The sequence below is a fragment of the Stenotrophomonas sp. genome (assembly GCF_032103445.1).
Classification (GTDB): domain Bacteria; phylum Pseudomonadota; class Gammaproteobacteria; order Xanthomonadales; family Xanthomonadaceae; genus Stenotrophomonas.
This window is the reverse complement of the sequence record NZ_DAMDFR010000002.1, coordinates 160,432-171,472: the sequence shown is the minus strand read 5'-3', so window position 1 is coordinate 171,472 and position 11,041 is coordinate 160,432. Positions and strand designations below refer to the sequence as shown.

Sequence of the window (11,041 nt, the reverse complement as noted above, 5' to 3'; positions counted from 1 at the left end):
GCATTGGCGGCCTAGTTCCACTTTTGGCGACAGCTAGAAGTGGGGGGATTACCGAAGGAGTGGATCACGCGTCGAGAGGCTAGCCTCCAGCTTCAGCGCGCCCGAGGTGAACCGTTGGGCAAGCGAATGACCTGGGGCGAACTGATCGGGTGGTATGAGCTTCGGGAGCGCCAAGGGGAAGAATGGGGGCGATCCAAGAAGGCAGACCTGGCCAGGCTCAAGATGGCCAGTTTAAGGGATCGCCGGGCCGACAGCCTGACTCGCCAGGACTTCATTCATTACGTAGAGGGACGCCGCGCCGAGGGCGCGGGCCCTGCTACGGCTGCAAACGACCTGATTTGGCTCCGCATGGTCTTCAAGACCGCCACGGCTGTCTTGGGGCTACCTACCCCGCTGCATGCCCTGGATGAGGCGGCAACTTTTCTTCGTGGGGAGCGGATCACTGCAAAATCGCGCCAAAGGCAGAGACGCCTCTCAGAAGCCGAGGAGCGGAGTCTCATCGCCTACTTCACCGAGCGCGATCAGCGTGCCGACATCCCTATGGTGGAGATCGTGAGGTTCGCGCTGGCCTCGGCGCGACGCCAAGAAGAAATTACCCGCTTGCAGTGGAAAGACTTGAACCGTGAACGCGGCACCGCGCTCCTGCGGGACGTAAAACACCCGCGACTCAAGACTGGGAACCACAAGGTTTTCAAGGTTTCTCCAGCCGCTTGGGAACTGATCGAACGACGTAGGAGCTCGGCTACCAGTCCATTGGTGTTTCCCTACAATTCCAAGTCAGTTGGTGCAGCCTTTACTCGCGCCGTACACGTTCTAGGCATTCCTGACCTTCGCTTCCACGACCTTCGCCATGAAGCGACGTCACGCTTGTTTGAGAAAGGCTACAGCATTCAAGAAGTTGCGCAATTCACTCTGCATGAATCTTGGGCGACGTTGAAGCGGTATACGCATCTCAGACCTGAGGATGTGCCGGACCGCTAATTGCCAGGCGGAAGTCGTTAACGTGTTGCGGGCACACCTGTCTGAGTTCCGCAATGTCAACGCGTGAGACGTTGGCAAGTCCACGCTGCGGGAGGCAATCACCCTACTGTTGTACCCCACGAGTGGATCGGTGCTGAGTGATACCGAATGCCTCAACCGTCTCGTGGAGCGAGAACTTCTCATAAGGGAGGTAACGTCTCTCCCCGTCACTTCCGGCGTAAATGATCAGCCCTGGACCGCGTGTCCGTGGGAGGCAGTAGTCGTCTGCGGCCCTACTTCACTGGAAGTGTTCGGCCGTCCCGCATGCATTCCATCAGCCTTTGCTCGTACTCGTACGAGCCTTCTTTCAGTTGGGCGAGTCCGGTGCAAGCACGCGCTTCGAAGAACGCCAAGTGGGACGCCAGCACTGCCCCGCCTATAGGCACAGCAAAGGTGAGCACCACCAAGACGCCGAACCCCCTCGGGTTCATGTCCCAAATTGACTTGCGCATCTGTCCTCCAATTGAGGGCATGACGTTCGCAGACGATTCCGGCGTGTTCTAGTCAGGGATTTCCTGACATGGATGACTTGGCTACGGCTTGGATTGAATACCCAATTGGCCGCGCCAGAAGGCAAGCGCCTGCGATAGGAGCCCTCGCATGCTCACGTGTCGGCCGTCGGGGCGTTCGAAGTAGATTTCCACTGCCTCAGCGAACACGCCTTGGCCAAAGGGAGCATTGAATAGGCTTGGCGTCACCTTCAGCTGGTCCGCTCTGTCGATCTGCCGGACGCGTGATTGAATTGAGGCCAGCCTCCCGTGCTTGGCGGCATCGGCCGCATCGGCGAGTAGACGCAGATCTGGATAGAGAGCTGTCAAGGCATCGCGGCCCTGACTAACCGCGTCGGTCATGTCCTTCCTAGTGGACCCTCCCGCATAGCTGCCCATCACCCAGTAATCGACCATGTGAGAGGTCACGATCAGCGACAATATCCCTCGGCGGAACTCCCACGGCCGCTCGAAGTATTCGGTGCAGGTCGGTTCGACTATCAAGGCGAAGTAGTTCTGGGCTTCAACCCGCATTGGAGGATCTCACTATGGAATTTGGTGGATGGCATGATCGGCAATGCAGGAATATCCTCTCAGACACTAGTCGTAGAGTGAGCATGGGCATCAGCACTTCGACTCACTACAGTTTGACCTGCAAAGGCTGTGGGGCCGTGGACACTCCCTCGGCGCACCAGCGGGGCTTTGCTTACTCTGGAGGCAACTGGAGCGGGCCAGATTCCAACGCTTTCTCGCTGCGCACCGAGGAATTGCACGAAGAGGATGCCATCAAGCCCGCGACTTTTCCTTGCGCGGGTCGGTGTTAGCCGTGATCACGCGTACCGGTCTTTGAGCCTCGTGGATGGCGACGACGCCAGTTGAGCTCGTGGTAGGAACTGAAGTGGCTGATTAATGTGAGGGATGAACTGGTCCGGCACTCAATGCAGGGGAGCGCCCAATGTGGCAGCTAAGTCTATTTCAGAGCGATTTCTAGAATTGGCCCAAGGGGCCGAAGGGGGGGACGGTGAAGGGAATTCTGGTGCTTGCTGCGGGGCTGGCGTTGGCATGGGGAAGCCTGGCTGATGCGCGCGACGTTCGGGTCCGTGGCTACTTCAAAAAGGACGGAACATACGTCGCTCCACACTACAGAAGTGCGCCCAACCGCACGCCCCTAGATAACTACTCGACCCAAGGGAACTACAACCCTCACACCGGACAACCCGGCAAAGTGAATCCCTACGCCTTGCCCACCACGGCGCATCAGCAGGGATCTATTCAATCGACCCCGCCGACAGCGGTCTATTACTTCACAACCACCCCTCACATACACGAGGAGGCGGCTCCCTCTGACGTGCCGGTGGTTCAGGTGAATGAAGCTTGGCCGCATTGGCGGGCACCTGCCTCAGTCGGGATGCCTGCTCAAAATTCGGATGCCTGTTCGGAGTTCTTGATCGCAGCAGACGAGCTAGCCAGGGCAGCGCAGAACCTCGCTCGATGCTCATCGAGAATGGATCCGGCACAGTCCTGCAGCTATGAATCCGCTGACTCAGCAAAGGCCGCAGTACGCTATCAAGTCGCTGCAAGCGTCCTCCAGCGCAGCGGGATGGGCTGCGAAAGATAGCGTGGGGTTACGCGTGACGTCACCGTAACGTCAACCCGCCGGAGCAGGGCTTACAAGCGAAACCTGATCTGGCGACTATCCACATACCGACATATTTCACACCCGGCGGGATGAGGTGCCTGTTAGGGTTTGGCTTGCAGGGGGCGATTTACATTGGGGGGCATGGCATGACGCTTCACGCTCTCGTTTACTTCAGCCAAGCCGTGCCGGGGCTGACTATTGATCAGATCGACGATTTGACTCGCGACGCCGCCGCGCACAATCAGATCGCCGGCGTGACGGGCATTCTGTTCACGGACGGCAATCGCTTCCTGCAGTACATTGAGGGGCCAGAGGACGGCTTGAATCTCACCTATTCCCGAATCCTGAACTCCCGGAGCCACACCTGAGATCGTGGAGCTAGGTCGCAGTCGGGGCGGCCAGCGCCGCTTTCCCTACTGGTCGATGCACTGGCTGCTTGTGGACGAGCCTGAGCTGCGCATCGCAGTTCGCAGCGATTGGCGGGGATTAGCTCATCGTCGCGTGGGCGCGGTGAAGGGTATGGCACAAACTGGGATTGACCGTATGCACTCGCTGGCCAGCCCGTACATCAACTAGAAAGCCGTGGCTGAAGATCTCGGCCCGCAGTCTGACCCTAGCTCTTGGCGGGTTTCGCGCCGGCTTAACAGCGGGCGTCGCAGATTTGGAGGCAGTGCGGGGAGACATCCGCCTAAGGGCCTTGTGCCCACCCTGGCAGATTCCACCCGAATGCGTGGTCGCCCCCGCCGACTCCCTCGGCTTGACTGCGCATTCGGGGCCAGGTCTTCCCAACGCCAACCGAGCTGCACCGTCGTCCTGCAGGAGGCTAGCGACCCGTGAGCATTCTCAACGTGCTGCTCAATAACGACCGTCTTCTGGTGGCCGTCGATACCCTCGCGGAAGACGCCTATACGGGTCGGCACTCGGCCGGCGCGAAGTTGTTGCTGATCCCACAGCACAACCTAGTACTGGCCAGTCGGGGATCTGCCCAATTCTTCCCCAAGATCTATGAGCTTTGCCTGCAGGCCAGCTTTCTGGCCGACTTCACCATTGAGGGCTTGGCCGCAGAGATTGGGCCAACGATGGACCGACTCTGGCCGGGCTACGTGGAGGCTGCTGAAGCAGCAGCGTTGCCTGTACACCACTTGAGGACTGAGATCGTGCTTGGGGGCTGGTCGGGCCGGCTGGGCCGAATGACGGCTACCGCCTATGCCAAGCACGCGTCGGAAACTCCCGCGCTGATCCAGCCCCTGATCGGGGGTCTCGCTTCCCCAGGAGAGCCGCTGCGGGGCAGGCCCGACAGCTTTGACCCGGTAGAGGTGTTTCAGGCCGGCGTGCTACAGGCGACCTATCTGAACGACAAGAATGGCCGTCAGGTAGCCGGGGGGGCGTTGTTGGTAGCTCACCTCAGGCAGCGGGAGGCCCGGATCAATGAATGGCCTTTTGTACAACCGGGCTTGGTGCGGAAGGAGCGGACCGCGGCCGGTGAACCTGCCACTGGCTGAAAGGCAGTCCCTGAGGCGCACCTCAGTCAGATCTCCGGACTTTGGTTGCCAATGCATGACCGAACCATAGAGCCAGGTTCTATTTGAACTCCGTGCCATCAACGCCGAAGCGGTCGGCGAGCTGCTGGGCGTGGCCGGGCGGCTGGTGCTGGAGACGATTGCCTGTCGCCACAATTTCCCGGTCCGGTTTTCCATGCGTCCCGCCACATGGATTGCCGGCGAGGTGCTGAAGTGGCGAGAGGCTAACCGAGCCGGTCGGCGAGTTCGCAGCTGCAGGATCGTCTGAGGCGTTAGATTGTGGATAGGGGCAACATTTTGGAACGTCGGTTGAGGCAGGACTCCGTTGCCTGGTTCAACCTAGGGTGACAACTGACCTAGAAGACACCTCTACGCCACAGGGAGCGGTATCAGAGCTACTGAGAACTTGGCAGCCCGTTCAGATTCGGGCGAGAAAACACTACTTCTGTTCAGGTATAAGTGATTGAAAGATAAATTTAAAGTTAACTTATCTTCAGCTTATCCACAGAAATGAACGTTGTGCATAGTTTTGTCCGTTGATGTTGGTGCGGCACTTGTGCTAGCCGAATTTGTAACACTAGAATCCCACCTAAGATCCCATGGCACCTTGCCGCAAAGATCTTGCGGCCGGTCAATGGACCGGCCTTTTTGTCTCGAAGACTATGGATAGCGAGACCCAATCTATGGCTACGAAAAGAGAAAACGCAGTAGTGATTCGTCATCAAGAATCCAGTGACGGCAAGCATGCCGTCGACGCTCAGTTGCGCGTGCTTATCCTTCCTTCGGAGGATGGGGGCTATGTCGCTCAGGGCTTGGAGATCGATTACTTAACCACCGGTCAGACCGTGGAGGAGGTTCGAGAGAACTTCGCTCAGGGGTTGCTGCGTACGATCGAGGCTTACATCAAGCGGAATCGTCCGCTGGACGCTCTTTTCACCAAAGGTAAGACTCCCGCTGAGGCGTGGGGGCTGTGGTTAGACAGCGAAAGCAAGGATGTTTTGACCTGCGGCACAGTCGTGGCGTTGGACATTCCCGACGACACCAAGTTCTTTAAGACACTTTCGTTCCGAGAAGCTGAGATCGCCCACGCAGCATGAGAATCCGCAAAGGGCCATGGGACGGCGCTCAACCTAGAACACATGTGCTGCAGGTTTTGAGGGAGCATGGTGTGCAGGTGGAGGCCGAGGGATCCGACTGGTACGAGTTGGTGGACGCGGACGGCGACCCCGAGGTGCTTTTGATCACCAACCCAGTTCTCCCTGACATGGTGATAAAGATCTGGGAGCGATTTGGTGATATTCATGAGTTCGATATCACGGACTTAGTGCGCCGGCACTGAATAACGAACCCCCGTTTCGGGGGTTTTTGCTTTTCTAGTCCGGTCGCCGCACTCCCAGCATTTCGGCAACGCGATCATCGGCCGAATCTTGAGGAGGAGGGCCTAGGGATGGCGCGGGGAGCGAGAGCGGGGGCCCGCAACTCTGGGCCGGGCCCACCCCGTCTAATTCGTCTGGGTGAATCCGGTCGGACTTTGCTCTCTGGCCGAGGCGGCAGGCCTGAAGCTGTTCGGTATCGGTCGCACAGCGCAGCGTCCTGGAGGAACAGGCCAAAAGCTCATCTGATTGATCGAGGGTAAGGAGTTTTCCGGCGTCACTCATTTCCGCTTGCCCTGATCCGCTTCCTTCACCTCTCGTATCGCGCCAGCCTGGCCATCGCTCCGCGCCCACAGTGGTGCTCGGGGCAGAAGCTACTCCTCGGGCTGCCCTGCTGCACATTGCTTGGAGTTGTAGATGGCAAGGTGCAGGACGACCCTTTCGTAGGCTTTTGGAGGACACCCATAGCAGGTAGGCCTTCCCTCCGGATTGGGCCGACACCACAGTTACGAGCGACCCCGCGTGGATTGGGCAGTTGCGACAAACTGATGAGCAAATAGTGGGATGCAAATGGGATGCAAAAGCCATGACTCGGGATGCACACAAAAGCCCTATTAAACAACGACATAAGAGCGATCCCCCTGCGTAGCGCATCCCACTCTTTATGTTCCACTATCTTCCGGTGGTTGTTGCTGGCTTCTCCTGAACCGTCTTCCACACGCAGGGGCCTCAAAGCGATCGGCCTCTAGGCACCACGAAACGTTCCGGGTGGTCTGGCACTATTGAAGTGGGAACGAGTTCAGCGACCTTAACGATCTGCTGTGGCCGCAGAACAGCAAGCAAGCCCGCCTCGAGCTGTTTGCCCGGACCACGCGGCATAGAACCTTGTTTGCGGCCGCCGCAAATTTGAGGGGTCTGAAAGAGCGGCTTCACTGCCAGGTGCCTGAAGGCGGCGAGTCCAAATTTGCGGCCGCCGCAAATTTCAGGGGCCTGAAAGAGCGGCTCCACTGACGGGTGCCGGAAGGGGGCGAGCCAAATTTGTGGCCGCCGCAATTTTGAAGGCCTCAAGGAAGCGGTGTCACTACCAGGTGCCGGAAGGCGGCGAGTCCAAATTTGCGGCCGCCGCAAATTTCAGGGGCCTGAAAGAGCGGCTCCACTGCCGGGTGCGGGAAGGGGAGCGAGCCAAATTTGTGGCCGCCGCAATTTTGAAGGCCTCAAAGAAGTGGTGTCACTACCAGATGCCGCAAGGCGGCGAGTCCAAATTTGCGGCCGCCGCAAACTTCAGGGGCCTGAAAGAGCTGCTCCACTACCGGGTGCCGGAAGGCGGCGAGCCAAATTTGTGGCCGCCGCAATTTTGAAGGCTTCAAAGAAGCGGTGTCACTACCAGGTGCCGGAAGGCGGCGAGCCCAAATTTGTGGCCGCCGCAAATTTGATGGCCTCAAAGGAGCGGTTCCATTGCCAGGTGCCGGAAGACGGCAAGCTTAAATTTGCGGCCGCCGCAAATTTGGGCTCAAAGAGGAGGCTCGGTTGATAGGCACCAAGGAGTGGCGCTCCAAGAAGAGCATGGCCGCATCCATGATTTGGCGAACTAGTAAGCCAAGGCTAGATCTCGCGCATCGGTTGATTCGTCACCCACCATCACACAGGTTGACCCAACTCGGGTCGCACTTGCCCATGGCGGTCAGTTGCAGAGCTTGATCGAAGTCGGTGTTTTTTCTCCGGCGTTCCTCGACGCCGGCGAGGGTTCATCCTTCCAGTGGCCCCCCAGTCTCCTGGATCGACTGGACTCACTCGCCCAGAGCTACCGAGTAGCTTCACCGCATTGCATCCACGACTATGAAGCCATTCGATATGTCCTGGCGGCCCGCAGCATGCAGGCCGCCCGATGCGATCAATGCCCAATCTTGATCGGCTTCGGCTTGAATCCCGATCGCGTGTCACGGTACTGCGTAGCGTCGCGGATCGATTCTTCTCGCGAGTGTGTAGCCTGCGTCTGGGCTGCCATGTATGTGCCCTCAGCTTGCATCTGGGCAACCATAAGCTCGCGCAAGCTCTGCATCTGGGTGACCTGAGCCAATGCGATCTGGTTGGCCGCGTCCAGAGCCTCCTTTTGCCCACTGGTTGACCCTACGGCCTGTTTCAACGCGGACAGCGCCTGCTGCTCATCCCCATACCCGTTTGCCTGAAGGTTCGCGACCTTCAACGCACCAAGCACGCTGTCCCGCGTTGTTGCGTTCCACCTGTCATAGCTCTGACTGAAGTCTTTGTCCGACTTGTAGCCGGGAAACATCGTCTGGAACTGCCGAGCGTAGTCCTTCCCTGAAACGGCAAGCGAATTTCCCTCCTGCAGTACGTTGGCCAGGCGAGCGATGGTGTCGCCGCCTTCGTTCCATCGGCCTTGCGCCAGTGATCGGGTGTTCTGAGCCTGGTACTTCAGACCCTCCAGCTGCTGCTGGATTTGCTTCGCTTCATTTAGGTTTGACTGCACCGCCCTCAACTGCGTCATGAAATTGGCGACGTAGTTGGTAGGATCAACCACCACCCACTGGGCGGAGGCCGGTGGTATGTGAACAACCGCACTGACGCTGGCTAGAAGCACGGCGACTGTGACTGCAGTTTTCTTATCGGCCTTCATGGTTACTTCCCTTTATTCTTCATTGTCGATTCGGATAGAAACGGCGCTGCTGGGCGCGGTGTCAGGCGGCAAAGTCGGTGGAGCTAGGCGGGGGCCGGAGCCGGGCCGAATGGCACCTCCGTCAAGCGGACGACCCGACTCAGGACTTCGCGGACCGCTGCCCGCACCGCCGCTGGGAGCGGCGGGAGAGCCGTGGTTCGCGGCTGTGGATTCTGCGATCGCTTGCCGGCCGCTTTCTTCACTTGCCTGCGGGGACGGAGCACCCGCCTTGGCTTCCCTCTCGGCCTGAGCCTGTTGAATCAAGTCATTTGCAGCACGTGTACCCAGGCTGTCTACCACGCGCCCTCGGTGATCGGTCGCATTTGGGGAGGGAGGGGCCAAACCAGTCTTGGCCTTCATCGCACTCCCTACTTCCTTCGCAGTGGAACTTGCCGCATGCCCAAGCCCCTTCAGGACGGCTGAAACACCCGAGCCACCCTGCTGAGTCGCAAGTGATGTGCCAGCAGTGGCCGCCTGCACCGCTCCCTTCGCTGCCGTTGCAAGTGCGGAGGTACCTCCGGTGGCCACTGCGGTTCCCGCAGCGGCCCCGGCCGCCGCCGCGCTAGCCGGTGCAAAGGCATCGGCGGCCCCCATGCTCACGGATCCGTTGACCAGACTGGCCGCCGCCTTGGGGATTGACCACGAGAGCGAAGCAAATACCAAGGAGGCAACGAATAGCTGAAGCACTTGGCGAAGGATTGCATCAGGCGTGGTGTCAGTTGACAGGCTTGCGGGCCAAGTGTCTGCCAGTTGCATCCCCAGGCCTACTAGGACATAGACCATGAACAGCTGCGCTCCGCAGCTGATCGCGTATGAAAGATAGTTGCGAGGGATATCCCTGGTGAACGAAATTCCACCAAAGCCCAAAAGCAGAATTCCGCCGTAGATCACCATATGCATTTCGATCAGCCGGATCATCAACAGTATGGCGACCAAAGCGAAGCACACAAGGATCGCGATACCACACAGTGCGAGCGGCAGACCGAATGCGGCTGTGTCGCCCCACCCCATTCGGCCAATGGCATCGAACGTACGAAAGCATGTATCGAACCCGAGCACGACTATCCCTGATGGCGACAACTGCCCCGCCTGGCCGATCTGTGATCCGGCGTCTGTGAAGTAGCGCATGAACTGCATCAAGTAGTCCGGACCGACATCGATCACCCACAAGAAGAAGCCGGCCTTCAATATTTCCAGAGCAAACTTTCCGACTAGGGAGGGCGCATCGCTCCCGTTGAGCGAGGCACGTATCCAGAACAGGGCAAAGCTGATGATCGCCAGCGAGCCATAAAGCTGCTTAGCGAGCGGCTTTAGAATCGCGGCCATCTCCTGGGACTGGGTGACGTAGAACGCCGTGGTGTCGTCAAGCATGTTGTCGCCCATCGGACCCGTCTGCGCCTGGGAGTCCGGCGTCAACACAAGCATGACTATCACCAGGGTGACAATGAAGATCCATGGCCTGGCTTTGACGTTACGCTCCGGCCCGTCCTGCAGACTCCCGACGAATATCATGTCGTGCGTATCGGGGAAGTACCGGCGGACGTTGAGGAAGATCAGACGCCCACCGCACAGTCGTATTGTGGCCCTCAAGGCGCGCACGGCGCGCGGCGACTGAACCTCAGCTGCCGGTCCGTGCCTACGAAACAGCAAGGCCATCGCGATGACGCAAGCGACCAGCACAGCCATCCATCCCTGGAGTATCCATACTCCAAGCTGTACCAGCTGGATAGCGGATTGGTCAGCGACGATCATCGTCGCTCTCCTTTTTCGGGCTTAGGTCGCGACCGACCACAATCGGCCTCGGCTCGAAGCCGGTCCGCATATCTTGGTACTTCGTCGCTCTCCGAACGTTATCCTTCACCTCAGATTCCGACTGTCCCTTATGGACCACGCTCAGCTGCTCCGGCTCTCTGCTGCAACCGGTCGTAGCCAGCAAAGCCGCCAGACCAATTGATACGAGCCCCATGTTCCTGTGACTTCCAGTGAGCGCAGCCCCGGTACCGACCAACACGAGGCCAGCGATGAAGCCACCGACCATATGGCCCGATGCAACCCCAGCCACCACCGATGCGGCGGCCGCAGCTGCAAGAATGTAGCCAATCCGGTCCTGCGTGCGTGGCAACTGTAGCTTCCAACTATCCAGGTAGGACGAGGGGACGACGCGGAACTCAGCGTCGAAAATTTCGGAATCTCTCTTGTGCATGTGCAAGCTCCTGAGCGGTTGACAGAAATGGCATGTGAGGCATCGGCCCGGCCTTTTTGGCAGGCGGATCATCGACATGGCGTGTCGGCTCAAGAGCGCACCCGTATCCGTGGGTTTGCCAGTG

The 11,041-nt window shown here is 59.0% G+C and carries 10 protein-coding genes; 6 read left to right on the top strand and 4 right to left on the bottom strand.

The window, feature by feature from the left end; translation table 11 throughout:
* The first annotated feature begins 126 nt into the window (after positions 1 to 126).
* Entirely contained in the window at positions 127 to 981 is an 855-nt protein-coding gene (locus RT551_RS01725; RefSeq protein WP_313455266.1) for a site-specific integrase, read from the top strand.
* A 572-nt stretch (positions 982 to 1,553) separates the two neighbouring features.
* Here RT551_RS01725 and RT551_RS01720 read toward each other — a convergent pair.
* Positions 1,554 to 2,042, bottom strand: coding sequence for a hypothetical protein (locus tag RT551_RS01720; RefSeq protein ID WP_313455265.1), 489 nt, complete (start codon positions 2,040 to 2,042; stop codon positions 1,554 to 1,556).
* Positions 2,043 to 3,293: 1,251 nt separating this feature from the next.
* Here RT551_RS01720 and RT551_RS01715 point away from each other — a divergent pair.
* From RT551_RS01715 to RT551_RS01695, 5 genes are all read left to right on the top strand, one after another.
* The gene (locus tag RT551_RS01715; RefSeq protein WP_313455263.1) at positions 3,294 to 3,515 is read left to right on the top strand and encodes a BLUF domain-containing protein; all 222 of its coding nucleotides are present in this window, start codon (positions 3,294 to 3,296) and stop codon (positions 3,513 to 3,515) included.
* A 465-nt stretch (positions 3,516 to 3,980) separates the two neighbouring features.
* Entirely contained in the window at positions 3,981 to 4,649 is a 669-nt protein-coding gene (locus RT551_RS01710; protein ID WP_313455262.1) for a hypothetical protein, read from the top strand.
* A gap of 680 nt (positions 4,650 to 5,329) precedes the next feature.
* Positions 5,330 to 5,764 carry a type II toxin-antitoxin system HicB family antitoxin gene (locus RT551_RS01705; protein WP_313455260.1) on the top strand — a complete coding sequence of 145 codons (435 nt, stop codon included), beginning with the start codon at positions 5,330 to 5,332 and terminating at the stop codon, positions 5,762 to 5,764.
* Positions 5,765 to 5,808: 44 nt separating this feature from the next.
* Entirely contained in the window at positions 5,809 to 6,006 is a 198-nt protein-coding gene (locus tag RT551_RS01700) for a hypothetical protein (RefSeq protein ID WP_313455259.1), read from the top strand.
* Between the two features lie 1,074 nt (positions 6,007 to 7,080).
* Complete coding sequence (locus RT551_RS01695) at positions 7,081 to 7,398, top strand: hypothetical protein (protein WP_313455257.1); 318 nt, start codon at positions 7,081 to 7,083, stop codon at positions 7,396 to 7,398.
* 533 nt (positions 7,399 to 7,931) lie between these two features.
* Here RT551_RS01695 and trbJ read toward each other — a convergent pair.
* Genes trbJ through RT551_RS01680 form a run of 3 tightly spaced genes read right to left on the bottom strand, consistent with a single transcriptional unit; the run spans position 7,932 to position 10,917 of the window.
* On the bottom strand, positions 7,932 to 8,675 hold the full coding sequence (gene trbJ, locus RT551_RS01690; RefSeq protein ID WP_313455255.1) for a P-type conjugative transfer protein TrbJ: 744 nt from the start codon (positions 8,673 to 8,675) through the stop codon (positions 7,932 to 7,934).
* Between the two features lie 12 nt (positions 8,676 to 8,687).
* Entirely contained in the window at positions 8,688 to 10,466 is a 1,779-nt protein-coding gene (gene trbL / locus RT551_RS01685; RefSeq protein WP_313455253.1) for a P-type conjugative transfer protein TrbL, read from the bottom strand.
* Positions 10,453 to 10,917: a hypothetical protein gene (locus RT551_RS01680; protein WP_313455251.1), complete on the bottom strand. Its 465-nt coding sequence runs from the start codon at positions 10,915 to 10,917 to the stop codon at positions 10,453 to 10,455. Before RT551_RS01680 ends, trbL begins: the two co-directional genes overlap by 14 nt.
* Positions 10,918 to 11,041 lie beyond the last annotated feature (124 nt).

What these genes read in the sequence shown, in the direction of transcription:
- trbJ (WP_313455255.1), bottom strand. Translation starts at nt 8,675, where the DNA reads ATGAAGGCCGATAAGAAAACTGCAGTCACAGTCGCCGTGCTTCTAGCC.
- RT551_RS01680 (WP_313455251.1), bottom strand. Translation starts at nt 10,917, where the DNA reads ATGCACAAGAGAGATTCCGAAATTTTCGACGCTGAGTTCCGCGTCGTC.
- RT551_RS01715 (WP_313455263.1), top strand. Translation starts at nt 3,294, where the DNA reads ATGACGCTTCACGCTCTCGTTTACTTCAGCCAAGCCGTGCCGGGGCTG.
- RT551_RS01720 (WP_313455265.1), bottom strand. Translation starts at nt 2,042, where the DNA reads ATGCGGGTTGAAGCCCAGAACTACTTCGCCTTGATAGTCGAACCGACC.
- RT551_RS01725 (WP_313455266.1), top strand. Translation starts at nt 127, where the DNA reads ATGACCTGGGGCGAACTGATCGGGTGGTATGAGCTTCGGGAGCGCCAA.
- RT551_RS01705 (WP_313455260.1), top strand. Translation starts at nt 5,330, where the DNA reads ATGGATAGCGAGACCCAATCTATGGCTACGAAAAGAGAAAACGCAGTA.
- trbL (WP_313455253.1), bottom strand. Translation starts at nt 10,466, where the DNA reads ATGATCGTCGCTGACCAATCCGCTATCCAGCTGGTACAGCTTGGAGTA.